This window comes from Micromonospora sonchi, assembly GCF_014646235.1.
Classification (GTDB): Bacteria; Actinomycetota; Actinomycetes; order Mycobacteriales; family Micromonosporaceae; genus Micromonospora; species Micromonospora sonchi.
Genome location: NZ_BMNB01000008.1, coordinates 31714 through 55944, shown reverse-complemented (window position 1 = coordinate 55944; position 24231 = coordinate 31714). Strand labels below are relative to the sequence as shown.

Sequence of the window (24231 nt, the reverse complement as noted above, 5' to 3'; positions counted from 1 at the left end):
ATACGTTAGAGGTGGCAGGGAGATGTTGATTTCCTTCCTGCCCATTGCTCATCCGCCGCCGGTCCGCAGGAACTGCGGGGCTTTTCGATTCGTTGCGAGCCGACGCAACCCACGTGCTGGGCCATGCGTAGTGGCAGACAGATGTTCGGTGACCGGTGGGGCGTGACCGAGAGCGAAGTGCAGCCGTGGGTCCGGTGATCGACCGCAGGTGCCAACCAGCGTCCGGCGAGCTTGACGCGTTACGTTGCTGATCGGCCGGGGTAGAAGGCGGAACACGGCATTTGGTGATCGGGCGCGTCGTGGACGTGGCCGGGGAGGCTGCATGAACTCGGCCCAGGCGAGTACGGACGGAGGCCATCCGTCCGGTACGGGCGATGGCACTCCTTCGAGTGAGCGCCGGCTGCGGGCCCTGGCCGAGGCCGCCGAACTCGACCGGTTCATGCTGCGGCTGCCGGCCGATCCGATGCGGCTGGGCGTGCTGCGTAAGCGGCTGGAGGAGTTCCTCGTCGCCCACGAGGTGAGCGAGAGCGACCTGTTCGACCTCACCGTGGCGGTCTCCGAGGCTGCGGCGAACGCCATCGAGCACCCGGTCGACCCGGCGGAACCGACGATCGGTGTCGAGGTGAGCGTGGCGGACCGGGTGGTGGTGGCGACCGTGCGGGACACCGGCCGGTGGCGGGAGTCGACCGGGTCGGGTTTCCGGGGCCGGGGCCTGTCGCTGATCCGGGCACTCGGGGAGCTGTCGGTCAGCCGTACCCCTGAGGGGACGGAGGTGACCCTGCGCCGGCGGCTCGACCCCTGAACGGGCTCAGCCTCCACTCAGCCGGCGCTGCTCACCGAGACCGGCGCTTGACACAGTGCCCGGGGTGTGGGCGACAACCCCCGGCGACGGATGGTGATGGGAGCCCTCCGGCGATCGGCGATAGGCTTGTCGCATGACCGTCCGTGCGCCGCTGACCCCAGGCACGCTCTCTCCGTGGCGGCCGGTGCCCGCCCACATCCCGCGACCGGAGTACGTCGGCAAGAAGGCGCCCCGCCCCTGGCAGGGATCGCACGTGCAGTCTCCGGAGATCATCGAGCGGATGCGCGTCGCGGGCCGGCTCGCCGCCCAGGCGGTGCAGCTGGCCGGTGAGCACTGCAAGCCCGGCGTGACCACGGACGAGATCGACCGGGTGGTCCACGAGTTCCTCGTCGACCACGGTGCCTACCCGTCGACGCTGGGCTACAAGGGCTTCCCGAAGTCCTGCTGCACCAGCCTGAACGAGGTGATCTGCCACGGCATCCCCGACTCGACGGTGCTGGCCGACGGCGACATCATCAACGTCGACGTCACCGCCTACCTCGACGGGGTGCACGGCGACACGGACGCCACCTTCTGCGTCGGCGAGGTCAGCGAGGAGGCCCGGCTGCTGGTCGAGCGGACTCACGAGGCCATGATGCGGGGCATCCGGGCGGTCGCACCGGGCAGGCAGATCAACGTGATCGGCCGGGTCATCGAGTCGTACGCGAAGCGCTTCGGTTACGGCGTGGTGCGCGACTTCACCGGCCACGGCATCGGCGAGTCCTTCCACAGCGGGCTCTACGTGCCGCACTACGACAGCCCTCGGCCCACCGACGTGATGGAGCCGGGCATGACCTTCACCATCGAGCCCATGATCACCCTCGGCACCTACCAGTACGACCTGTGGGACGACGGCTGGACGGTGGTGACCAAGGACCGGAAGTGGACGGCCCAGTTCGAGCACACCGTCCTGGTGACCGAGGACGGCCACGAGATCCTGACGCTGCCGTGACCGGGACACCGGCGGCGCTTCGGGAGTCGCACCACGCGGACGTGTCCGGTGGCTGGCTGCGGCCGGCCGTCTTCGGCGCGATGGACGGCCTGGTCACCAACATCGCCCTCATCGCGGGGGTCGGCGGTGGTGGCGTCTCGCCGCGCAACATCGTGCTGACCGGCACCGCCGGCCTGGTCGCCGGCGCGATCTCGATGGCGCTCGGGGAGTACACCAGCGTCCGGTCGGCCAACGAGCAGATCGCCGCCGAGGTGGCCAAGGAACGGCGCGAGCTGGAGCTGCACCCCGAGGCCGAGGCCAGGGAACTGGCCGAGCTCTTGGCCGCTCGGGGCCTGCCGAAGGACCTCGCCGTCCAGGTCGCCGAGGCGGTCCGGGAGAAGCCGGAGCTGGCCCTGCGGATGCACATCCAGGAGGAGTTGGGCGTCAACCCGGACGAGCACCCCGACCCGTGGGCCGCGGCGATCTCCTCGTTCCTCTGCTTCTCCCTCGGCGCGCTGGTGCCGCTGCTGCCGTACCTGTTCGGCGCGACCAGCCTGGCACTGGCCCTGGCGGTGGGCGGGCTCGGGCTCTTCGTCGCCGGTGCGGTCGTCTCCCGGTTCACCAACCGCCGCTGGTGGACCGGCGGCCTGCGTCAACTGCTCCTGGGCGCCGCCGCCGCCCTTGCGACCTTTTTCGTCGGCGCCCTCATCGGCGTCCAGGGCGCTCTCTGACATTCGGGCATTCCGTCCGATCGGGTCAGTCCAGGCGGCGTTCCACCGGTAGCCGGGAGCGGGTGAACAGCGCCGCCCCGAGCATCGCGACCAGGGGCACCACGACCAGCACGCCGAGCGTGAGCCAGGGAACCACCATCGGGTACGGGGCTACGATCGGCCAGCCTTCGGCGTACCGCTGATTGGTGAAGAGCAGGATGATCACCGACGCGGCGAAGCCGGCGATGATGCCCAGCGCCGAGCCGAGCACGGCGATCACGCCGGCCTGGCAGAGCGACAGCAGACGGCGTACGCCCGGACCGGCGCCGACCGCGGCGAGGGTGGAGAGATCGGCCCGTCCCTCCGCCGCGGCGAGACCGGTGGCGATCCCTGCGGCGCCGACGGTGACCAGCGCGGACACCCCGGCGAGCAACAGCAGCAGCGGTGTGGCGTCGCGGGAGCCCCAGTCGTCCGAGGTGTCCACCAGCAGCACTCCGAGCGAGCGGGTCGCGGCGTGGAACTGGTCGTGCTGGTGCCCTTCGGGAGGTTCGTCGACGCTGAACGCCCAGCCGATCTGACGGGCCGTGAGGCCGAGCCGTTCGGCTGCGGCGGGGGACAGCAGCAGCCAGTCGGTGCCGAGTCCGGTGTCCAGAACGTGGCCGGGCACCGCCACCGTGTCCGTGTCGCGTACCGGCTGCTCCGGATCACGCTCGACGCTGAGCTTGAGCTGCCCGTCCACCAGGTAGCGACGGTCGGTCAGTACCGCCCCGCCGGCCCGCAGCGTGGCCCGCGCGGCGGCGACCTCGTCGGGTGCCGCCCCGGTGACGATCGGCAGCGCGGATCCGTCGTCCACGATCACCCGCGGGTACATGGTGAGGTGGTCGTCGGGCGGGTCCTGGCAACGGGCGTCGGCGCGGGCCCGGCGCTGGTCGGCCGCGCTGAGTGGCTCGTCCGCTCGCCACGGGCAGGCCCGCTCGGCGGGCATCTGCGCGGTGACCAGGCAGGGTTCCAACGGCGACCGGCAGCCGGCCTCGACCAGCGGGGCGACCGCCTCGGCGCCGAGGTGCTGTCGGGCCGCTTCGGGGATCGCGGCGAGATCGGGCGTCTCCGGACCGGCCGGATCGGCGACGGTGATCAGCAGACTGTGGCTCGGCAGCCAGGGCAGGTGGTGCTCGGCGTTGCGGGTCTGCTCGCTGGCCAGCAGGAGACCGAGGGCGACGCTGCCGGCCACCGCGGCCATCACCGCGGAGATGGCCGGCGCCGCCGACGAGCGGTTGCGGCTGGCGTCGCGTAACGCGATGCGGGGTGCCAGCGGGAGGACCCGGCCGAGCCGGGCCAGCAGACCCACCAGCGTCGGGGTGACACAGACCAGTCCGAGTTCGCCCACGACCAGCCCGGCGAGGATCACCGACTGTGAGGTCACCACCGCGCCGAGGGCGGCCACCCCGGCCCCGCCGGTGGCCAGGAGCACGCCGATGACCAGCCACCGGCGCGAGCGCCGCGGTGGGGTCCGTCGGCCGGCGAGCCCGGCCACGACGTCCTGCCGGGCGGCCGTCCACGCTGGCGCCAGGGCGGCGAGCACCCCGGCGAGCACCGCGACCAGCGCGATCACGACCAGGGCCGCCGGCCAGACGCGGTACCCGCCGAAGCGGTGCTGGAAAATGAACTGCTCCATCAGCGGCCGGCCGGCGAACGCGGTGACCACCCCGAGCGCGATGCCGGCCGCGGCGCCGGCGCAGCCCAGCACCACGCCGTCGGCGAGCACCACCCGGCGTAGCTGCGCGGCGTCGCCACCGGCCACCGCGACCAGCGCGAGTTCGCGCCGCCGACGCCGTACGCCGACTGCGAAGGCCGGGCCGACCAGCAGCACCACCTCGAGCAGGCCGAGCCCGGCGACCAGCACGCTGGTGCCGACATCTTCCAGGTCCAGCGCCCAGGACGGTGGCCCGGGAGCGGCCAGCGCGGGCGGCGCGGGCACCCGGGCGGCGACCACGACACCGTGGCGATTGAGGTGACGGAAGAGGTCGTCGGTGATCGGCCCGGGCAGATCGGCGAGGTACACCCGCTCGCCGTGCGTTTCCGGTGGTGACGCCCCGGTGGGGTGCAGGATCACACCCGGACTCAGTTCGTCGGGAAGCTCGACCACGCCGACGACGGTCCAACTGCGCGCGTTCTCCCCGGTGAGCCGATCGCCGAGGTCGGCGCCGAGCCTCCGTTGGGCGGCCGGGTTCACCACGATCTCGTCGGGGCCGGCCGGCACCCGACCGGCATGGACCCGGACGACCCCGCGGCCGAGCGGGTCGGTGAGGTCGATCACGCTGGCGGTGACAGCGCCCCGGAACCGCTGACCGTCCCAGGCGGGAAACGGCAGCCAGCGGATGATCGGCAGGACCCGGCTACCCGCTGGCAGCAGGGCCTCGACCTGCTTCGCGCTGACCTGCTCGACGATGGCCTCGCTGTCGTCGGACGCCCAGTCGCCGCCGTCTGCGGACTGCCACACCGGGCCGCGACCCACCGTCCGAAGCTCCGCGTCGGCCACACCGAGGCGGCGGTCCAGCCGCTCGGCCGGGGTCAGCCGGGACATGTCCGCGCTCACCGCGACGAAGGTGAGCGCCAGCACGGGCAGGATGATCATGGCCAGGACCAGGGCGGTACGTCCCCGGGCCCGCTTCGCCTCCCGGCGGGCGATGCGTAGCGCCGCCCGCCACGATCCGGCGGCCTCAGCCAGCCGGCCCCGCCGGGAACGCTGGTGCGGGGTGCCAGTCACCGGTTGCTGCCGGCGAGCAGGGCCTCGACGCCGGCCAGCGGTGCGGTCGAGTCGACGGCCACTCCGTCGCGCAGGAACACCACCCGGTCCGCCCAGCCGGCGTGGCGTGCCTCGTGGGTGACCAGCACCCCGGCGGCCCCCTCGTCGACCCGGCGGCGCAGCAGGCGCAGCACCGCCTCCCCGGTCTGCGAGTCCAACGCCCCGGTCGGCTCGTCGGCCAGGACCAGGCGGCGCTCGCCCACCAGTGCCCGGGCGATCGCGACGCGCTGCTGCTGGCCGCCGGAGAGCTGGTCCGGGAACCGGTCACCCAGCTCCGTCAGGCCCACCTCGGTCAGCGCGTCCTGTGCGAGCCGGCGGGCCCGGCGCACGCCGGCGCCGTCGAGTTCGAGGGGAAGCGCGACGTTCTCCACGGCGGTCAGCCCGCCGATGAGGTTGAGGTTCTGGAAGATGTAGCCGATCCGGCGACGGCGCAACCGGGCCAGGTCTCTGCGGTGCAGCGCGTGCAGCGGCTGCCCCTCGACGTACACCTGGCCGGCGGTCGGCCTGTCCAGCCCGCCGGCCAGGGTGAGCAGGGTCGACTTGCCGGAGCCGGAGGGGCCCATCACGGCGACCAGTTCGCCGGGACGCACGACCAGGCTGACGCCCCGCAGGGCGTGCACGGCGGCCGGACCGCTGCCGTGGGTGCGGTGCACGTCACGCAGGTCGAGCACGGCGTCGGCCGGCGGATCGTCCGGGCTGCCCGCGCCGGTCGTGGCGGCCGGGTCCGGCGCGGCCGGCGCCGTGCCGCTGAGTGCGCTCACCGTCGGGCCTCCTCACCACTGCGACCCACCGCCTCGGAGCTGGGCGCCGGGCCGGGCGCCGGGGGGCGGTGTCGCACCAGGCTGGTCTCGCAGTGGTCGAGCCAGCGCACTTCCGCCTCGGCCTGGAACATCATCGCGTCCAGCACCAACCGCCAGGGCAGGTCCTCGGGGCGGTCGCTGGCGTACTTCAACCGGGTCAACTCCTGCAACGCGCGCATGGTGGCGGTGCGTTGGGTCTGCACCACGGCACGTACGTCGACCCCGGGTGTGGTCAGCGCCAACGCCAGTTTGATCGCCAGCTCGTCCCGGGGACGATCGGTCCGGCTGATCGGGGTGGCGAACCACAGGGCCAGGTCGGCCCGCCCGGCATCGGTGATCTCGTACGGCCGCTGCCCGGCCTCGCTCTCGGGCAGCGAACGCACCAGCCCGTCCCGCTCCAGCCGGGACAGCGTGGTGTAGACCTGTCCGATGTTCAGCGGCCAGGTCGAGCCGGTCGACTCCTCGAACGCGGCTCGCAACTGGTAGCCGTACATCTGCCCGCGTTCGAGCAGGGCGAGCAGGCCGTGGCGGATGGACATGGCACCGGAGTATGCATACCTGGTATGCCGGCCGCAACCGTGGCCGGCAGCCGGGTGTCGTAGACCTCAACCCGGGCGGCCGGGAAAGGCCACCGTCAGCGGGCTGATCCCGGCGCTGCGCCGCCAACGGGTCGCCCGCACCGCGTACTCGACCAGGGCGGCCAGGGCCCGATCGCGTTCGGCGCCGGCGCTGGTCGGCAGCACCGCCCGCCAGAACGCCGCCGTGCGCTCCTCCACCTGCACGGCGAGTCGTAGCGCGCTGGCCCGGTCGGTCACGGGGAAGGGCAGCGCGTATCCCGCCCGGTCCGGCGGGATGCTGCCACCACCGTTGCTCAACTGCACCACCAGGGCGTCCCGCCGGCCGCGGTGCGCCGCCTCCGCCGTGGCGGCGGCCTTGCGCTCGGCGCCGGAGAGGCGTACCCCGATCGGGCCGTAGGCCCAGATGGCGGCGTACTCGGCGGTCAACGCCTGGGCGAGTGCCTCGCCGGCGTCGGACGGTGCGGTCATCACTTGAGCGCCTCCAGGTGGCTCGCGCGTGCGGCGGTGATCGAGCCGAGCAGCGCGACGCGGTCGGCGGGCGCCTCGGCGCAGGCCTTCGACGCCGCGTCCCGGCCGGTCCGTTCGGCCTGCCGCAGCGCGGTCAACGTGGCGGCCTTGTCGGCCTCCGGCGCGCCGGAGGGGGCGGCCGGCTCAGACGGGAGCGCGGTGCCGGTGACCCGGGCGAGCTCCGCGGCGTGCGCTTCGTGCGCCTCGGCGAGCGGGGTGAGCCGGTCGGCCAGGTCGGGGTGGGTGCCGGCGGCCGCCCGCAGCCCCGCCGCGAGCCGCAGCGCCTCGTCGATCATCGGAGCGAGCGGGTCGGGTGCCGGGGGTTCGTCGCGGTCGAGGAGACCACAACCGGTCAGCGGCGCGGCGGCGCCCCCGAGCGCCAGCAGCGCGCCGACCCCCAGCACCGCCCGTCGGGAAATCTCGGATGTGCCGTTCCGGCGAGTCGTTCTGCCCATCACCACCGGACAAGTGAACACCATCGCCACCGCCCGTGTCCGGCGGTGGCGTCGGTGCGCCGCCGGGGCCGTCCCGGGGCCGGCGCGTTACGCTCTGCACAGCCACCGGCGCGTCCGCACCGGTGGCGTGCCGGCATGGTCGCCGGCGAGCAGCGGAAAGGTCTCTTGAGATGACGCAGCGTGGCCGTGCCACCAGAACGACGGGGCGTTCCCGTGGCGGCCAGGCTCCGCGAGGCGCACAGACTTCCTCCGGCCCGGCGCCGCGGGGTGATCTCACCGCCCGTCGCGAACGGCTCCGCTCGGTGATCGCGCCGGTGGTCGACGGCGCCGGTTACGACCTGGAGGACCTGTCCGTGTCCCGGGCCGGTCGTCGGCACGTGGTACGCGTGATCGTCGACGCCGACGGCGGGATCAACCTGGACGCGGTGGCCGACGTCTCGCGGGCGGTCTCGGCGGCGCTGGACGCCGCCGAGGACAGCGGCGGCGACATCGTCGCCGGGGAGTACCAACTGGAGGTCAGCTCGCCGGGCGTGGACCGCCCGCTGACCCTGCCCAGACACTGGCGACGCAACGTCGGCCGGCTGGTCCGGGTGACGGTCCGGGGCGCGGGGACGCCGTCCGCGCCGCAGGGTGACCGGCCGGCGGGTGACCGGCAGGTCGCCGGGCGGGTGATTGCCGCCGACGACGAGCGCGTGGTGCTGGAGACCGAAACCGAGCGTACGGAGCTGACCTACCCGGATCTCGGTCCGGGCCGGGTGCAGATCGAATTCAGCCGCCTCGACGAACTGCCCGATTCAGAAGACCTCGACGACGATGACGATGTGGAGGACGAGGAGAGGTGAACATCGACCTCGCGGCGCTGCGCGCACTCGAGCGTGAGCGGGAGATCCCGTTCGACACGATCCTCGCGGCGATCGAGACCGCGCTGCTGACCGCGTACCGGCACACCGAGGGCGCCCAGCAGCACGCCCGGGTGGAGATCGACCGCAAGAGCGGCGCGGCCCTGGTCTGCGCCCAGGAAGTGGACACCGAGGGTGCCGTGGTGCGGGAGTGGGACGACACTCCGCACGACTTCGGCCGGATCGCGGCCATGACCGCCAAGCAGGTGATCCTCCAGCGGCTGCGGGAGGCCACCGACGAGGTGCACTTCGGCGAGTACGTCGGCCGCGACGGCGACCTGGTCACCGGGGTGGTGCAGGCGCACGAGGCACGTGCGGAGAAGGGCATCGTCACCGTCGACCTCGGCAAGCTGGAGGGTGTGCTGCCGCAGTCCGAGCAGGTGCCCGGCGAGCGCCCCCAACACGGGGAACGGATCCGCTCTGTGGTCGTGCACGTGGCCAAGGGAATGCGTGGCCCGCAGATCACGTTGTCCCGTACGCACCCCAACCTGGTGAAGAAACTCTTCGCCCTGGAGGTGCCGGAGATCGCCGACGGCACGGTCGAGATCGCCGCGATCGCGCGCGAGGCCGGCCACCGTACGAAGATCGCGGTGCGCTCGACGGCAGCCGGCGTCAACGCCAAGGGTGCCTGTATCGGCCCGATGGGACAGCGGGTCCGGGCGGTGATGAGCGAGCTGCACGGTGAGAAGATCGACATCATCGACTGGTCGGACGATCCGGCGACCTTCGTCGGGAACGCGCTCTCTCCGGCCAAGGCGCTGCGGGTCGAGGTGGTCGACCTGGCCGCCCGCGCGGCCCGGGTGACGGTCCCGGATTTCCAGCTGTCGCTCGCGATCGGGCGGGAAGGGCAGAATGCCCGGCTTGCCGCCCGACTGACCGGTTGGCGGATCGACATCCGGTCGGACGCGGAACAGGCCGCTCCCGCCGATCAACCGGAAGCTGATCAGGTCCGGGAACCGGGCGGCGCGGTGTCGGGCAGCTAGGGGTAGACTCCCAACAGTGGCACGACGCGCGCAGCCGGAGCGCACCTGTGTGGGTTGTCGACGGCGCGCGCCGGCCAGTGACCTACTGCGGATCGTCGCGGTCGAAGAGGAGGCTGATCTCAGCCTCCGACCCGATCCGGCCCGCAGGCTGCCGGGTCGGGGAGCGAACATGCACCCGGATCCGGCCTGCTTCGCGCAGGCACTACAGCGTCGCGCCTTCGGGCGTGCGCTGCGTGTCGCCGGGGTCCCGCGTGACGAGGCCCTCGCGGAGTACCTGACGCGTCAACCACCACGTCCGGTCAACCGACCGGGCGAGGGTCGCTAGCAAGGTAGGACGACCGACATGAGCACACGATGAAGTCCCAGAAATGACCAGGCTTCAAGTGCACGAGTGAGGTCGCTGCGGGTGCTGCCCGCACGACCTCGGAGTGAGGAGTGCAGTGGCAGGCAAGGCCCGCGTACACGAGCTTGCAAAAGAGCTCGGGGTCGAAAGCAAGACCGTTCTCGCCAAGCTGAAGGAAATGGGCGAGTTCGTGAAGTCCGCATCGAGCACCGTCGAGGCGCCTGTCGCCCGGCGGCTGCGCAGCGCGTTCGTCGCCTCTGGCGGCTCTGGTGCGTCGGCGGCTCCGCCGTCGGCCGTCCCGGCTCCGTCGGCCGCGCCGACCCCGCCCCCGACCCCGGGTGAGCCCCGGATCATGGCAAAGCCGACGCCGCCCCGGCGTCCGGCGGTGCCCGGGCCGAAGCCGAAGGCCCCGCTGCCCGGTCCGCCGCCGGCGGCGGCCCCGGTCGCCAAGCCGGCGAGTGCCCACGACATCGAAGTGGCGGCCGCCGAGGCGCGTGCCGCCGCGCTGAAGGCCGAGCAGGAGGCCGCGGTCAAGGCCGCGCAGGCCGCCCGCCAGCAGCAGCGCGAGAACGTCCGCCGGGAACCCCCGGCCGACGGCGCCGCCCGTCCGGGTCCCCGGCCGGGCCCCGGCACCATGCCGCCCCGTCCGGGTTCCCCGGCTGCGGGCCGGCCCGGTGGGCCCAACCCCGGTCCGGGTGGCCGGACGGGCCGTCCGCCGGCCCGTGGCGCCGGCAACAACCCGTTCGGCATCCAGGGCAGCCAGCAGCAGCGTCCGCCGGCCGCCGGTGCCGGCGGTCCCCGGCCGAGCCCGGCTTCGATGCCGCCGCGGCCGAGCCCGGCTTCGATGCCGCCGCGGCCCAGCCCGGCCTCGATGCCGAGCCAGCGGCCCGGACGCCCGGGTGGTCCGGGTGCCGGTCGTCCCGGCGCGGGCACCGGTCGTCCCGGCGGCGCTGGCGGTGGCGGTGGCGGTGGTTACCGCGGTGGTCCCGGTGGCGGTGGCGGTGGCGGTTACCGTGGCGGCCCCGGTGGCGGTGGCGCCGGTGCCGGTGCCGGTGCCGGCGGTGGTTACCGCGGTGGTCCCGGTGGCGGTGGCGCCGGCGGTGGCTTCCGGCCGGGTGGACCCGTTGGCGGCGGCCGTCCGGGTGGCGGTGGCCGTGGCCGTGGCGGTGGCGCTGCGGGTGCCTTCGGGCGTCCGGGTGGCAAGCCGACCCGTGGCCGCAAGTCCAAGAAGCAGCGCAGACAGGAGTTCGACAACCTGTCGGCCCCGACCATGAGCTCGGGTGCTCCCCGGGGTCAGGGGCAGCCGATCCGGCTCTCTCGTGGCGCCTCGCTGTCGGATTTCGCCGACAAGATCAACGCCAACCCGGGTTCGCTGGTCCAGGAGATGTTCAACCTGGGCGAGATGGTCACCGCGACCCAGTCCTGCTCCGACGAAACCCTGCTGCTGCTGGGTGAGCACCTCGGCTTCAACGTGCAGATCGTCAGCCCGGAGGACGAGGATCGCGAGCTGCTCGCGCAGTTCAACATCGACCTCGACGCCGAGGTGACCGAGGATCGCCTGGTCAGCCGGGCTCCGGTGGTGACCGTCATGGGTCACGTCGACCACGGTAAGACCAAGCTGCTCGACGCGATCCGCAAGGCGAACGTGGTGGCGGGCGAGGCCGGTGGCATCACCCAGCACATCGGGGCCTACCAGGTCCACGTCCCGCACGAGGGCGAGGACCGGGCGGTGACCTTCATCGACACCCCGGGTCACGAGGCGTTCACCGCGATGCGTGCTCGTGGTGCGCAGGTGACCGACATCGTGATCCTGGTGGTGGCGGCGGACGACGGCGTGATGCCGCAGACCATCGAGGCGCTCAACCACGCCAAGGCGGCGGACGTGCCGATCGTGGTCGCGGTCAACAAGGTCGACAAGCCGGAGGCCAACCCGGACAAGGTCCGCCAGCAGCTGACCGAGTACGGCCTGGTCGCCGAGGAGTACGGCGGCGAGACCATGTTCGTCAACGTGGCCGCGAAGCCGGGCATCGGCATCGACAGCCTCCTCGAAGCGGTGCTGCTCACCGCCGACGCGTCGCTGGAGCTGACCGCTCCGACCGACGGGCCGGCGCAGGGTGTGGCCATCGAGGCGCACCTGGACAAGGGCCGCGGCGCGGTGGCGACCGTGCTGGTGCAGAAGGGCACCCTGCGGGCGGGCGACTCGATCGTCGCCGGTGGGGCGCACGGCCGGGTCCGGGCGATGCTCGACGAGAACGGCAAGCAGGTCACCGAGGCTGGTCCGGCACGTCCGGTCATGGTTCTCGGTCTGACCGCGGTGCCGGGCGCGGGCGACACCTTCCTCGCCGCGGCGGATGACCGCACGGTGCGGCAGATCGCCGAGCAGCGCCAGGCGCGGCGGCGGGCGGCGGCATTCGCCAACTCCCGCGGCCGGGCCACCCTCGAGACGCTCATGGAGCAGCTCAAGGAGGGCGAGAAGACGTCGCTCAACCTCATCCTCAAGGGCGATGGCTCCGGTTCGGTGGAGGCTCTGGAGGACGCGCTGTTCAACCTCGACATCCCCGAGGAGGTCCAGCTCAAGGTCCTCGACCGGGGCGTCGGCGCGATCACCGAGAGCAACATCATGCTCGCGAGTGCCTCGTCCGAGCCGGTCACGATCATCGGCTACAACGTGCGGGCCTCCAGCAAGGTCCGCGAGATGGCCGACCGCGAGGGCGTGGAGATCCGGTACTACACGATCATCTACCAGGCCATCGAGGAGATCGAGGCGGCGCTCAAGGGCCTGCTCAAGCCGGAGTACGAGGAGGTCGAGCTCGGCAGTGCGGAGGTCCGCGAGGTCTTCCGCTCGTCCAAGATCGGCAACATCTCCGGCTGCATCGTCCGGTCGGGCATCATGCGGCGCAACGCGAAGGCGCGCCTGCTGCGCGACGGCACGGTCGTGGCGGACAACCTCACGATCAGCTCGCTCAAGCGGTTCAAGGACGACGCGACGGAGGTCCGGGAGGGCTTCGAGTGCGGTCTGACCCTGGGTGGTTTCAACAACGTCCAGGTCGGCGACGTGATCGAGACCTTCGAGATGCGGGAGAAGGCGCGCGCCTGATCTCGCGGTAGGCAATACCGATCAAGGGGTTTACGCCGGAAGGCGTAAACCCCTTGATCGTCTGGAGCGGACGGGTAGTGTCCGCAGACGATGTACATCGCAACCGCTGCCTTCGACCTGCTGCTGCCCGGCGATTCCCGGTCGCTGAAGGCCAAGAGATCGTACGTACGGCCGATCGTGGCGGCACTGCGCCGCTTCGAGGTCTCGGCCGCCGAGGTGGGTGCGCTCGACCTGCACGGGCGAGCGCAGCTGGGCGTGGCGGTCGTGGCCGCCGAGCCGGGGCACGCCCGTGAGGTGCTCGACGCCTGCGAACGCCTGGTGGCGGGGCGGCCGGAGATCGAACTGCTGTCGGTGCGCCGCCGGCTGTACGGCGCGGACGACTGACCACGACAGGCGACGCCGCTGTTCGGCCGGTGCCGCCCGGTACCGGCCGGCGCGCCGGCCGCCCGCACACGCGAAGGTGCGGCGCGGGTAGGGTTCGAGGTGTTGGGGCACGGCTGGCTCCGGTGACGTCGGCGTCGCCGGTCCTGGCCGGTAGCGGGAGCCCGTGGAGGTGACGGAGATGACGGATCCGGCCAAGGTACGCCGGCACGCGGAGCGGGTGCGGGAACTGGTCGCGTCGGTGGTGCGGAGCCAGATCAAGGACCCCCGGCTCGGCATGATCACCATCACCGACGCCCGGATCACCGCCGACCTGCGCGACGCCACGGTGTTCTACACCGTGCTCGGCGACGCGGCGGCCCAGGCGGGCACCGCCGCCGCACTGGACAGCGCCAAGGGAATGCTGCGCAGCACGGTCGGCAAGGCGCTCGGCCTGCGCCACTCGCCGACCCTGACCTTCGTCCTCGACGACGTGCAGGACCAGGTCAAGCACATCGACGACCTGCTCGCCGCGGCCCGCAATGCCGACGCCGAGGTGCAACGTCTCGCCGCCAAGGCCGAGTACGCCGGTGCGCCCCAGCCGTACCGGCTGGAGGAGACCGAGGAGGCGCAGGAGACCGACACCGACGGTGCCCGGGGCGGGGAGCAGCGGTGACCGCCTTCCCCGGCAGCACCCTGACCGAGGCGGAACCGGCGATCGTGACCGGCCCTACCGACGACGACTGGGACGCTGCCGTGGCGGCCGTGCGTCGGCTGCCGCCCGACGGTCGGGTGCTGCTGGTCTGCCATGTCAACCCCGACGGCGACGCGCTGGGCAGCATGCTGGGCTTTGGGCTCGGGCTGCGTCGGCTCGGCGTACGGCAGATCCAGGCGACCTTCCCCGACCCGCCGGAGGTGCCCGAGCCGTTTCGCGGCCTGCCCGGTCTGGAGTTGCTGGTGCCGGCCGCCGCGGCCGACCCGGCACCGGACCTGGTCATCTGCTTCGACGCGGCGAGCGTTTCGCGCCTCGGTGAGCTGGCCGACCGGCTGGCCGGCCCGGGTACCGCGCTGGTGCTGGACCATCACGCCTCCAACACCGGCTTCGGCGACGTCAACCTGGTCGATCCGGCCGCTGCGGCGACCTCGGTGGTGGCCGAGGAACTACTGGCCCGGCTCGGGGTGGCGCTGGACGCCGGCATCGCCGAATGTCTGTACGTGGCCTTGAGCACGGACACCGGCTCGTTCCGGTTCGACGCCACCACCCCGGCGGTGCACGAGATGGCGGCCCGTCTGCTGGCCACCGGGATCCGGCCGGGCGACATTTCCCGGCGGGTCTTCGACAGCCGCCCGTTCGGGGCGGTACGCCTCTTCGGCGAGGTGCTCGGCCGGGCTCGGCTGGAGCCCGAGGCCGCCACCGGGCACGGCCTGGTGTGGACGTACGCGACCCTGGACGACCTGGCCCGGCACGAGCAGCGACCGTACGTGCTGGAGGCCCTGATCGACCCGGTGCGGTGCACCGCCGAGGCGGACGTGAGCTGCGTCGTCAAACAGACCGGTCCGCGGGAGTGGGCGGTCTCCCTGCGCAGCAAGGGGGCGACGGACGTCAGCCGGGTGGCCGTCGCGTTGGGCGGTGGCGGGCATCGGCTCGCCGCCGGATTCACCGGTCGGGGCACCGTCGACGAGGTGGTCGAGCGAATCCGGGTCGAGCTGGCGGTGCCCGCCCCGGGTGGTGGCGCCGACCGGCGCGGCTGACATCACTGGCCGTCGCCGCGGGTGTTGCCGTTTCCGCGGTGGCGCAGGACGGGGACAATCGGATGATGGAGCAGCCCCACGATCTGACCGTCGAGGCACCCCGCACCTGGGAGCGTCCGGTTGTCTGTGTACCGGTGCTCGTCGCCCTCTCCCTGGTCGGGGGACGCTTTTCGTCCTTCTCCACCGAGGCGAACCTCTACGTGTTCGGCACCGGTGGGGTGCTCATCTGGCTCGGACTGAGCAACCGGGTGCCGCGCCGTCCGGCGCCGCGACGGCTGAGCTCGGGTGCGGTCTGGTGGACCCTCCCGGTGCTGGTGTTCGGGATCTTCGAGGGGGCCACCTTCTTCGCGTCGGCCGGTGACGATTTCCCCACCTTCTCGCGGCTGGCCGATCCGTTGCTGGAGGACCGGCTGGTCCGCTCTGCGGCCTGGTTGGTGTGGCTGTCGGCGTTCTGGGGGCTGGTGCGGCGATGATGCGGGCACTGGCGATCGGCGGTTTCCTGGTCGGGTTGGCGCTGTTCGGTCTGGTCGAGTGGTTGGCCCGGCGGGAGGGCTCGCGGATCCCGACCCTGGGCGAGGTCTGCGCCTACGTGCTGCGGTACGAGGTCGGCCCGGTGCCGGTCGGACGGATCGGGATGTTCGGTTTCTGGTGGTGGGTGGGCTGGCACTTCCTGGCCCGGTGACCGATACCAGATTTGTCCAGATGGCGGGAACGGCGCGCACCATGTGGACCTGAACGATAGCTTGGGAATCGGCCGACGTTGCTTTGATACAGGTCAGGAGCGGAGCCATACCTGGGCGCTGCTTCTCTCCAGGGGGCGACCGATCCGGGTCACCCACGCCGCCCAGCCATCGCTCCGGCGACCCCTGAGCAGGTTCCGGGCATCCGTCGAAACACCGCCCGTGACGTGCCGCCGCGCGCCCTGGAAAGGGGTCCACCATGTCCGCCAAGCCCAAGCCGGAGCCGACCGACGAGGCCCGTGAGCAGGCCCGCCGGGCCCTGCAGACCTCCATGGACACCCGTCAGTGACCGTGACCGGTCGGCGGTGACGTCGAGCTGTCGGAGCGCGTACGGCATTGCGCCGGCCATCCGACCAACCCGGTCCGCGCCGCCGGCTTTGTCCCTTCCTTCACGTTGACGAGCGACGCGAGCCTCGGCTGAACGAGCGACGCGAGCCTCGGCTGAACGAGCGACGCGAGCCTTCGACGGGTAAGTAGCGCATCAGCTTGCTCCCCTTACCGCTCGCGTGTCACCATCGGCGGCGATGAGCCAGCCCACCGCCGCCGTCGACCGGGTCGCCTCGCCCGGTCGGATCGCCGCGCTCGCCCTGCCGGCCCTCGTGGTCCTGGCCGCCGAGCCGCTCTACGTCCTGGTCGACACCGCGGTCGTCGGCCATCTGGGCCGGGTCCCGTTGGCCGCCGTGGCCGTCGGTGGCACGGTGATGACCCTGACCGCCTGGCTGGGCACCGTGGTCGCGTACGGCACGACCGGACGGGCGGCCCGTCGCTTCGGCGCGGGTGACCGCGCCGCCGCCGTGGCCGAGGGCGTGCAGTCCTCCTGGCTGGCCCTCGGTGTCGGCGTGCTGGTCGTGATCGGCATGCAGTTCGGCGGTGGCGCCCTGGCCGGTGCTCTGGCCGGGGGCGGCGAGATCGGCCTCGCCGCCGCCGAGTGGCTGCGGATCGCCGCGTTCGGTGCTCCGGGGCTGCTGCTCGCCGCCGCCGGGAACGGCTGGCTGCGCGGAGTGCAGAACACCCGCCGTCCACTGCTCTTCGTGGTCGGCCCCAACCTGCTCTCCGCGGTGCTGTGCCCGGTGCTGGTCTATCCGGTGGGCATGGGGCTGATCGGCTCCGCGGTGGCGAACGTCATCGCGCAGACCCTCTCCGGAGTGCTCTTCGCCGCCGCGCTGGTGGCCGAACGGGTGGCGCTTCGCCCCCGCCCCCGGGTCATCGGCCAGCAACTGGTCCTCAGCCGCGATCTGCTCATCCGGGGGGTGGCCTTCCAGGCCAGCTTCCTGTCCGCCACGGCGGTCGCCGCTCGGTTCGGTGCCGCTGCGGTCGGTGCGCACCAGATCGCCGTGCAGCTCTGGTTCTTCGCGGCGCTGGTACTCGACGCGCTGGCCATCGCCGCGCAGGCGCTGGTCGGGGCCGCGCTCGGGGCCGACGATGCGGTGGGAGCCCGCGCGCTGGCCCGGCGTATCGGCCGGCTCGGCGCGGCCTGCGGCGCGGCGTTCGCCGTGTTGGCGGCGGTCGGTGCCGGAGTCGTACCGACCTGGTTCAGCTCCGACTCCGCGGTACATCAGCAGGCGTTGGTCGCCTGGCCCTGGTTCGTCGCGATGCTGCCGCTGGCCGGGGTGGTGTTCGCGCTCGACGGGGTGCTGATCGGCGCGGGTGACATCCGTTACCTGCGCAACCTCACGATGGCCGGCGCGCTGGGCGGATTCCTGCCGGCGATCTGGCTCGCCCACGCCTTCGATCTGGGCCTGGGCGGTATCTGGGCCGGCCTGATGCTGTTCATCGTGATCCGCCTGGTGGCCCTGCTGCTGCGGCTGCGCACCGGCGCCTGGGCGGTGACCGGCGCGGTCCGCACCGAGTCCCGCGTCGGCGGCGCCAACCTGTGATCAGACCTGGTTGTGGAGGGGCCCGCACCGGTGGTCCATCGTCGCAGGCGACCACCACGAGGCGCATCCCGTTTCGCCGTCGGCCGTGGCGGTGCTCAACGGTCGGAAACGGTCTGGCAGGCTTGCACGTCGTGAGCGGAGACGGTCTGATCGTGGTGGACAAGCCCGGCGGCGTGACGTCGCACGACGTCGTGGCGCGGGTCCGTCGACTCGCGCGTACCCGCCGGGTCGGGCACGGCGGCACCCTCGACCCGATGGCCACCGGGGTGCTGGTGATCGGCGTGGGCCGGGCCACCCGCCTGCTGACATACGTGATCGGTGCGGACAAGAGCTACAGCGCCACCATCCGGCTCGGCCAGGCCACCGTCACCGACGACGCCGAGGGTGACGTGATCTCCACCACGCCTGCCGGTGGGCTCACCGAGGACGCGGTCCGGTCGGCGCTGGTCGCGCTGACCGGGGAGATCGACCAGGTGCCGAGCTCGGTGAGCGCGATCAAGATCGATGGGCAGCGCGCGTACAAGCGGGTCCGCGAGGGGGAGAACGTCGAACTGCCGGCCCGCCGGGTCACCGTCTCCCGGCTGGAGGTGTTGGCGATCCGGCGCGAGCAGCCCGACGTGGTGGACGTCGACATCGACGTGGCCTGCTCCACCGGCACGTACATCCGGGCGATCGCCCGGGACGCGGGCCGCGCGCTCGGTGTGGGTGGGCACCTGACCGCGCTGCGGCGCACCGCCGTGGGCGGCTTCCGGCTGGCGGAGGCCGTCACCCTCGACGAACTGGAGCGGCGGGCGCCCGATCTGGTCGACCTGCCCCTCGCCGTCGCGGCGCAACGGTTCTTCCCGCGCCGGGACGCCAGCGCGGACGAGGCGAAGGTGCTGTCCCACGGCGGGCCGCTCGACCCGGTCGGCCTTCCCGGGCCGTACGCGGTCTTCGATCCGGCCGGCGGGCTGATCGCTATCGTCAGCGAGCGGGCCGGCCGGGCCCGCGCGGAGATCGTGCTGGCCCCGGCCTGACGGCAGCCCCGACGGCCGGCGGGACGACAGGAGAGGAAGAGCATGCAGCGGTGGCGGGGGTACGACGCGGCACCCGGTGGCTGGGGGCGGTCGGTCGTCACCATCGGGGTCTTCGACGGCGTCCACAAGGGGCATCAGGCCACCATCGGGCACGCCGTGACCCGGGCCCGCGAACTGGGCGTGCAGTCGGTGGTGGTCACCTTCGACCCGCACCCGGCCGAGGTGGTCCGGCCCGGCTCGCACCCGGCGGTGCTCACCGAACCGGCGCGCAAGGCGGAGTTGATCGAGGCGCTCGGTGTGGACGTGCTCTGCGTGGTTCCCTTCACCCCGGAGTTCTCCCGGCTGCCCGCCGAGGCGTTCGTGCACGACGTGCTGGTCGAGCACCTGCACGCCGCGCTGGTGGTGGTGGGCGACAACTTCCGGTTCGGGCACCGGGCGGCGGGGGATGTCGCCCTGCTGGAGCGGCTCGGCCGCACGTTCGGCTTCGCCGTCGAGGGCGCCCCGCTGGTGGCCGGGTCCGGCACCGTCTTCTCCTCCACGTACATCCGTTCCTGCGTCGATGCCGGTGACGTGACGGCGGCGGCCGCCGCGCTGGGCCGCCCGCATCGGCTGGAAGGGGTGGTGGTCCGGGGCGACCAGCGCGGCCGAGAGTTGGGCTTTCCGACCGCCAACCTGCGCTGCCGCCGCTACGCGGCGATCCCCGCCGACGGCATCTACGCCGCCCGGATGGTCCGCCGGGGTCAGCGGCGGACCCTCGCCGCGGCCGTCTCGATCGGCACGAATCCGACCTTTTCCGGAAGGGAGCGCCGGGTCGAGGCGTACGCCCTGGACTTCGACGGCGACCTGTACGGCGAGTGGCTCGCCCTGGACTTCGTGGCGCACCTGCGCGGCCAGATCCGCTTCGACTCGATCGAGCCACTGGTGGCGCAGATCACCGAGGATGTGGAGCGGACCCGCCAAGCACTGGCCCGAGGGGCTTGTCCGGAAGTTCCGGACGAGGTGGTGTACCGTGGGGAGGACGTCGGCTGACCGACGTGGGGCCTCGCATGCCTGCTCGACGCCGCGGGTGCGAGGACCGTCCGTCGCCGGTGCTGTGGCCCGGCTCGACGGACCGCATCAAGACAATCCATCGAAACAGGGAGAACATGGCGCTCGACCAGCAGACCAAGGCCAAGATCCGCGAGGAGTACGCGACCGTCGAGGGCGACACCGGTTCGCCCGAGGTGCAGGTCGCGATCCTCACCAAGCGGATCGCCGACCTCACCGAGCACCTGAAGGCGCACAAGCACGACCACCACAGCCGCCGTGGGCTGCTGCTGCTGGTCGGCCGTCGCCGCCGGCTGCTCAGCTACGTCCAGAAGAAGGACATCAACCGCTACCGGTCGCTCATCGAGCGGCTCGGCCTGCGCCGGTGACGTGAGCGGGGGAGTGGCCAGCCCGGCCGCTCCCCCGGCGTCCCACCTCGAGACACGGGCCGCGACCACCCAGACAGGGAGCCGTCGGCGTACCGGTCTCCGGTAGTGGCCCCCGGGCAGCGCGGCAGCACGCCGCCGGCCCCGGGCGCTTCGATCGAAGACCGGCCGTCCGCACAGCTCCCGCATCGTGGCCCCCGATGCGAAGGAGTACGACAGCACATGACCGAGACCAGACTCGGCACCGAATCCCGCACCGCCGTGATCGACAACGGGTCGTTCGGCACCCGTGAGATCACCTTCTCCACCGGCCGGCTGGCCCGGCAGGCCGCCGGTTCCGTCGTCGCCCAGCTCGGCGAGACGGTCGTCCTCTCCGCCACCACCGTCGGCAAGCAGCCGAAGGAGCAGTTCGACTTCTTCCCGCTGACCGTCGACGTGGAGGAGCGGATGTACGCTGCCGGGCGCATTCCCGGCTCGTTCTTCCGCCGCGAGGGTCGGCCCAGCGAGGAGGCCATCCTCACCTGCCGCCTGATCGACCGGCCGCTGCGCCCGTCGTTCGTCAAGGGCCTGCGCAACGAGGTGCAGGTCGTCGAGACCATCCTCGCGCTCGACCCGCAGCACCCGTACGACGTGGTGGCGATCAACGCCGCCTCGATGTCGACCAAGCTCTCCGGCCTGCCGTTCTCCGGCCCGATCGGGGCCACCCGGGTGGCCCACGTCGACGGCCAGTGGGTCGCCTTCCCGACCCACGAGGAGCTGGAGCGGGCCACCTTCGACATGGTCGTGGCCGGCCGTTCGCTGCCCGACGGCGACGTCGCGATCATGATGGTCGAGGCGGAGGCCACCGAGCACACCGTCAAGCTGGTCGCCGGCGGTGCCGCCGCGCCGACCGAGGAGGTCGTGGCCAGCGGTCTGGAGGCCGCCAAGCCGGCCATTCGCGAGCTGTGCCGGGCACAGAGCGAGCTGGCCGAGGTGGCCGCCAAGCCAGTCGCCGAGTTCCCGGTCTTCCTTGACTACCAGGATGACGCGTACGACGCGGTGGCCGGGTTCGCCCGCGCCGACGTCGCCGAGGCCCTGCAGATCGCCGGCAAGGCGGACCGCGAGGAGGCCCTGGACGCGGTGAAGGCCCGCGTGCTGGAGGAGGTCGGCCCGCGTTTCGAGGGCCGGGAGAAGGAGCTCAGCGCGGCCTTCCGTTCGCTGACCAAGTCCGAGGTACGCAGCCGGGTGCTGCGCGAGCAGGTCCGCATCGACGGTCGTGGTCCGCGTGACATCCGCACGCTGACCGCCGAGGTCGGCGTGCTGCCCCGGGTGCACGGCTCGGCGCTGTTCGAGCGCGGCGAGACCCAGATCCTCGGCGTCACCACGCTCAACATGCTGCGCATGGAGCAGGCCCTGGACACCCTCTCCCCGGAGAAGTCCAAGCGCTACATGCACAACTACAACTTCCCGCCGTACTCGACCGGTGAGACCGGCCGGGTCGGCTCGCCGAAGCGCCGCGAGATCGGGCACGGCGCGCTGGCCGAGCGGGCGCTGATTCCGGTGCTGCCCTCGCGGGAGGAATTCCCGTACGCCATCCGGCAGGTCTCCGAGGCGCTCAGCTCCAACGGCTCCACCTCGATGGGCTCGGTCTGCGCCTCGACGCTGGGCCTGCTCTCCGCCGGCGTGCCGCTGAAGGCGCCGGTGGCCGGCATCGCCATGGGCCTCATCTCCGACGAGGTCGACGGCAAGACCCAGTACGTGACGCTCACCGACATCCTCGGTGCCGAGGACGCGTTCGGCGACATGGACTTCAAGGTCGCCGGCACCCCCGACTTCGTCACCGCGTTGCAGCTCGACACCAAGCTCGACGGCATCCCGTCCGACGTGCTGGCCGCCGCGCTGCAGCAGGCCCACGAGGCCCGGCAGACCATCCTCGACGTGATGCAGCGGGCGATCGAGGCACCGGCCGAGATGTCCGACTACGCACCGCGGGTCACCACCGTGAAGATCCCGGTCGACAAGATCGGCATGGTGATCGGCCCGAAGGGCCAGACCATCAACGCCATCCAGGACGAGACCGGCGCCGAGATCTCCATCGAGGACGACGGCACCATCTACGTCGGCGCCACCAACGGCCCGTCGGCGCAGGCCGCCGTCGAGCGGATCAACGCGATCGCCAACCCGACCCTGCCCAAGGTCGGCGACCGCTTCCTCGGCACCGTGGTCAAGACCGCGCCGTTCGGCGCGTTCGTCTCGCTGCTGCCCGGCCGCGACGGCCTGCTGCACATCTCCAAGGTGGGCGACGGCAAGCGGGTCGAGAAGGTCGAGGACTTCCTCAACGTCGGCGACAGGGTCGAGGTCGAGATCGCCGACATCGACCAGCGCGGCAAGATCTACCTGGACAAGGTCCGCCCGGAGGGCGCCGAGGCGCCAGCTCCCGCCGCCGAGGCCAGCGGCGAGGCCGGCGGCGAGCGGCCGGCCGGCCGGGACCGGGGTGACCGGGCTCCACGGGACCGGGGCGACCGCGAGCGCGGTGGCGACCGGGGCGGCCGTGGCCCGGAGCGGGGCGAGGGCGGCGAGGACGGCGGCGACTCCCGCCCGCGGCGCCGCACCCGGCACAGCTGATCCCCGATCAGCCGTACTGATCCGCTGACCGGCCGGGCGACCACGTCGCCCGGCCGGTTTGCGCCCAACCACCCCTCGTCCAACTGGAAGCAGGTTCCCGTGAATCGGACCCGGCCGTCGTCCTTCCCGGCGGATCGACGGGGGGTGATGCTGCCCGGCGCGAGCCGGCACGCCACCGCGACCTCCAGGTCCGCCGGCGGCGCGAGCCGGGCGGTGACCAGGACGCTGAGCGACGACCCGCTGGGCGGTACGGTGCGCCGCACGGTGCTGCCCAGCGGGCTGCGCGTGCTGACCGAGGCGATCCCGGCGATGCGCAGCGTCTCGTTCGGCATCTGGGTGGCGGTCGGCTCGCGGGACGAGACCGGGACGCAGGCCGGCGCCGCGCACTTCCTGGAGCACCTGCTCTTCAAGGGCACCCACAAACGGGGCGCGATGGAGATCTCCTCGGCGATCGAGGCGGTCGGCGGGGAGACCAACGCCTTCACCACGAAGGAGTACACCTGCTACTACGCCCGGGTGCTGGACGAGGACCTGCCGCTGGCCATCGACGTGATGTGCGACCTGGTGGCCGACTCGACGCTGGAGCCGGCGGACGTGGAGACCGAGCGTGGTGTGATCCTCGAGGAGATCGCCATGTACGACGACGAGCCCGGCGACGAGGTGCACGACCTCTTCGCCCGGTCCGTCTACGGCAACCACCCGCTGGGTCGGCTGATCTCCGGCACCGTCGAGACGATCACCCCGATGACCCGCCGCCAGATCCAGAGCTTCTACCGACGCCGCTACGTGGCACCGCAGATCCTCATCGCCGCCGCCGGCAACCTCGACCACGCGACCGTGGTCCGGCTGGTCCGTCAGGCGATGCACGGCAGCCCGCTGGACACCGATCCCGCCGAGCCGGCGCCGTACCGGCCGGCCACCCCGGCGGTACGCACCCGGGCCGCCACCACGGTCGTCGAGCCGAAGGAGACCGAGCAGGCGCACGTTGTGCTCGGCTGCCCCGGCATCGACCGGCTCGACGAGCGCCGCTTCGCCCTGGGTGTGCTGAACAACGTCCTCGGCGGCGGCATGTCGAGCCGGCTGTTCCAGGAGATCCGCGAGCGCCGCGGCCTGGCCTACTCGGTCTACTCCTACGCAAGCCAGTACGCCGACAGCGGCCTTTTCGGCGTCTACGCCGGCTGCGCCCCGACCCGGATCGGCGAGGTGCTGGAGCTGACCCGTACCGAACTGGCGCGCACCGCCGAACACGGCATCACCGAGGCCGAACTCGCCCGGGGCAAGGGGATGAGCAAGGGCTCGTTCGTCCTCGGGCTGGAGGACACCGGCTCGCGGATGAGCCGGCTGGCCAAGGGCGAGCTGCTCCACGGCCACCTGATGCCGGTCGACGAACTGCTCGCCCGGGTCGACGCGGTCACCCTGGACGAGGTCAACACCCTCGCCGCCGACCTGCTGGCCCGGCCGATGTCGCTGGCCGTGGTCGGCCCGTTCGGCGAGTCCGACTTCACCGCCTGACCTCCGCC

At 72.5% G+C, this 24231-nt stretch carries 22 protein-coding genes and 1 pseudogene; 18 read left to right on the top strand and 5 right to left on the bottom strand.

Annotation, left to right across the window (positions count from 1 at the left end; all coding sequences use genetic code 11):
* Positions 1-415: 415 nt before the first annotated feature.
* From IEY61_RS10540 to IEY61_RS10530, 3 genes and pseudogenes are all read left to right on the top strand, one after another.
* Positions 416-802, top strand: a pseudogene (locus IEY61_RS10540) (ATP-binding protein); the annotation flags it as partial.
* Between the two features lie 133 nt (positions 803-935).
* A complete protein-coding gene (map, locus tag IEY61_RS10535; RefSeq protein WP_189043025.1) occupies positions 936-1793 on the top strand; it encodes a type I methionyl aminopeptidase in 858 nt (285 codons plus the stop codon).
* Entirely contained in the window at positions 1790-2503 is a 714-nt protein-coding gene (locus IEY61_RS10530; protein ID WP_189043023.1) for a VIT1/CCC1 transporter family protein, read from the top strand. The genes map and IEY61_RS10530 overlap by 4 nt, the downstream gene beginning before the upstream one ends.
* 25 nt (positions 2504-2528) lie before the next feature.
* Here IEY61_RS10530 and IEY61_RS10525 read toward each other — a convergent pair whose 3' ends face one another.
* The 5 genes from IEY61_RS10525 to IEY61_RS10505 form a co-directional block, all read right to left on the bottom strand.
* Entirely contained in the window at positions 2529-5249 is a 2721-nt protein-coding gene (locus IEY61_RS10525; protein WP_189043021.1) for an FtsX-like permease family protein, read from the bottom strand.
* Positions 5246-5959 (bottom strand): ABC transporter ATP-binding protein, encoded by a 714-nt coding sequence (locus IEY61_RS10520; protein ID WP_189043327.1) that lies wholly within the window; start codon positions 5957-5959, stop codon positions 5246-5248. The genes IEY61_RS10525 and IEY61_RS10520 overlap by 4 nt, the downstream gene beginning before the upstream one ends.
* 86 nt (positions 5960-6045) lie before the next feature.
* Positions 6046-6627: a PadR family transcriptional regulator gene (locus IEY61_RS10515; RefSeq protein WP_189043019.1), complete on the bottom strand. Its 582-nt coding sequence runs from the start codon at positions 6625-6627 to the stop codon at positions 6046-6048.
* Between the two features lie 66 nt (positions 6628-6693).
* Positions 6694-7134 carry a ferritin-like domain-containing protein gene (locus IEY61_RS10510; RefSeq protein ID WP_189043017.1) on the bottom strand — a complete coding sequence of 147 codons (441 nt, stop codon included), beginning with the start codon at positions 7132-7134 and terminating at the stop codon, positions 6694-6696.
* On the bottom strand, positions 7134-7577 hold the full coding sequence (locus IEY61_RS10505; protein WP_189043325.1) for a hypothetical protein: 444 nt from the start codon (positions 7575-7577) through the stop codon (positions 7134-7136). Before IEY61_RS10505 ends, IEY61_RS10510 begins: the two co-directional genes overlap by 1 nt.
* A 221-nt stretch (positions 7578-7798) precedes the next feature.
* Here IEY61_RS10505 and rimP point away from each other — a divergent pair, with 221 nt between their 5' ends.
* The 15 genes from rimP (at position 7799) to IEY61_RS10430 (ending at position 24223) form a co-directional block, all read left to right on the top strand.
* Positions 7799-8470 carry a ribosome maturation factor RimP gene (gene rimP / locus IEY61_RS10500; protein ID WP_189043015.1) on the top strand — a complete coding sequence of 224 codons (672 nt, stop codon included), beginning with the start codon at positions 7799-7801 and terminating at the stop codon, positions 8468-8470.
* Positions 8467-9510: a transcription termination factor NusA gene (gene nusA / locus IEY61_RS10495; protein WP_189043013.1), complete on the top strand. Its 1044-nt coding sequence runs from the start codon at positions 8467-8469 to the stop codon at positions 9508-9510. The genes rimP and nusA overlap by 4 nt, the downstream gene beginning before the upstream one ends.
* A gap of 16 nt (positions 9511-9526) precedes the next feature.
* On the top strand, positions 9527-9835 hold the full coding sequence (locus IEY61_RS10490; protein WP_189043011.1) for a YlxR family protein: 309 nt from the start codon (positions 9527-9529) through the stop codon (positions 9833-9835).
* A gap of 115 nt (positions 9836-9950) precedes the next feature.
* A complete protein-coding gene (gene infB, locus IEY61_RS10485) occupies positions 9951-12950 on the top strand; it encodes a translation initiation factor IF-2 (RefSeq protein WP_189043009.1) in 3000 nt (999 codons plus the stop codon).
* Positions 12951-13040: 90 nt separating this feature from the next.
* Complete coding sequence (locus IEY61_RS10480) at positions 13041-13334, top strand: DUF503 domain-containing protein (protein WP_189043007.1); 294 nt, start codon at positions 13041-13043, stop codon at positions 13332-13334.
* Positions 13335-13512: 178 nt separating this feature from the next.
* On the top strand, positions 13513-13986 hold the full coding sequence (gene rbfA, locus IEY61_RS10475; protein WP_189043005.1) for a 30S ribosome-binding factor RbfA: 474 nt from the start codon (positions 13513-13515) through the stop codon (positions 13984-13986).
* A gap of 20 nt (positions 13987-14006) precedes the next feature.
* The gene (locus IEY61_RS10470) at positions 14007-15062 is read left to right on the top strand and encodes a DHH family phosphoesterase (RefSeq protein WP_189043323.1); all 1056 of its coding nucleotides are present in this window, start codon (positions 14007-14009) and stop codon (positions 15060-15062) included.
* A 65-nt stretch (positions 15063-15127) separates the two neighbouring features.
* Positions 15128-15535, top strand: coding sequence for a hypothetical protein (locus IEY61_RS10465; protein ID WP_189043003.1), 408 nt, complete (start codon positions 15128-15130; stop codon positions 15533-15535).
* The gene (locus IEY61_RS10460) at positions 15535-15744 is read left to right on the top strand and encodes a DUF6186 family protein (RefSeq protein ID WP_189043321.1); all 210 of its coding nucleotides are present in this window, start codon (positions 15535-15537) and stop codon (positions 15742-15744) included. Before IEY61_RS10465 ends, IEY61_RS10460 begins: the two co-directional genes overlap by 1 nt.
* A gap of 582 nt (positions 15745-16326) precedes the next feature.
* Positions 16327-17679 (top strand): MATE family efflux transporter, encoded by a 1353-nt coding sequence (locus tag IEY61_RS10455; protein WP_189043001.1) that lies wholly within the window; start codon positions 16327-16329, stop codon positions 17677-17679.
* A gap of 131 nt (positions 17680-17810) precedes the next feature.
* Complete coding sequence (gene truB / locus IEY61_RS10450; RefSeq protein WP_189042999.1) at positions 17811-18695, top strand: tRNA pseudouridine(55) synthase TruB; 885 nt, start codon at positions 17811-17813, stop codon at positions 18693-18695.
* Positions 18696-18737: 42 nt separating this feature from the next.
* Complete coding sequence (locus IEY61_RS10445) at positions 18738-19724, top strand: bifunctional riboflavin kinase/FAD synthetase (RefSeq protein ID WP_189042998.1); 987 nt, start codon at positions 18738-18740, stop codon at positions 19722-19724.
* A 116-nt stretch (positions 19725-19840) separates the two neighbouring features.
* Positions 19841-20110, top strand: a complete 270-nt coding sequence (gene rpsO / locus IEY61_RS10440; RefSeq protein WP_189042997.1) for a 30S ribosomal protein S15 — start codon at positions 19841-19843, stop codon at positions 20108-20110.
* A gap of 219 nt (positions 20111-20329) precedes the next feature.
* Positions 20330-22711: a polyribonucleotide nucleotidyltransferase gene (locus tag IEY61_RS10435; RefSeq protein WP_189042995.1), complete on the top strand. Its 2382-nt coding sequence runs from the start codon at positions 20330-20332 to the stop codon at positions 22709-22711.
* Positions 22712-22858: 147 nt separating this feature from the next.
* On the top strand, positions 22859-24223 hold the full coding sequence (locus tag IEY61_RS10430; RefSeq protein ID WP_189043319.1) for a M16 family metallopeptidase: 1365 nt from the start codon (positions 22859-22861) through the stop codon (positions 24221-24223).
* Positions 24224-24231: the final 8 nt, after the last annotated feature.

Bases quoted from the DNA above. Each gene is read 5' to 3' on its own strand.
- map (WP_189043025.1), top strand. From the start codon at position 936: ATGACCGTCCGTGCGCCGCTGACCCCAGGCACGCTCTCTCCGTGGCGG.
- IEY61_RS10515 (WP_189043019.1), bottom strand. From the start codon at position 6,627: ATGTCCATCCGCCACGGCCTGCTCGCCCTGCTCGAACGCGGGCAGATG.
- IEY61_RS10510 (WP_189043017.1), bottom strand. From the start codon at position 7,134: ATGACCGCACCGTCCGACGCCGGCGAGGCACTCGCCCAGGCGTTGACC.
- rimP (WP_189043015.1), top strand. From the start codon at position 7,799: ATGACGCAGCGTGGCCGTGCCACCAGAACGACGGGGCGTTCCCGTGGC.
- IEY61_RS10480 (WP_189043007.1), top strand. From the start codon at position 13,041: ATGTACATCGCAACCGCTGCCTTCGACCTGCTGCTGCCCGGCGATTCC.
- rbfA (WP_189043005.1), top strand. From the start codon at position 13,513: ATGACGGATCCGGCCAAGGTACGCCGGCACGCGGAGCGGGTGCGGGAA.
- IEY61_RS10465 (WP_189043003.1), top strand. From the start codon at position 15,128: ATGGAGCAGCCCCACGATCTGACCGTCGAGGCACCCCGCACCTGGGAG.
- IEY61_RS10460 (WP_189043321.1), top strand. From the start codon at position 15,535: ATGCGGGCACTGGCGATCGGCGGTTTCCTGGTCGGGTTGGCGCTGTTC.
- IEY61_RS10455 (WP_189043001.1), top strand. From the start codon at position 16,327: ATGAGCCAGCCCACCGCCGCCGTCGACCGGGTCGCCTCGCCCGGTCGG.
- IEY61_RS10445 (WP_189042998.1), top strand. From the start codon at position 18,738: ATGCAGCGGTGGCGGGGGTACGACGCGGCACCCGGTGGCTGGGGGCGG.
- rpsO (WP_189042997.1), top strand. From the start codon at position 19,841: ATGGCGCTCGACCAGCAGACCAAGGCCAAGATCCGCGAGGAGTACGCG.
- IEY61_RS10435 (WP_189042995.1), top strand. From the start codon at position 20,330: ATGACCGAGACCAGACTCGGCACCGAATCCCGCACCGCCGTGATCGAC.
- IEY61_RS10430 (WP_189043319.1), top strand. From the start codon at position 22,859: ATGCTGCCCGGCGCGAGCCGGCACGCCACCGCGACCTCCAGGTCCGCC.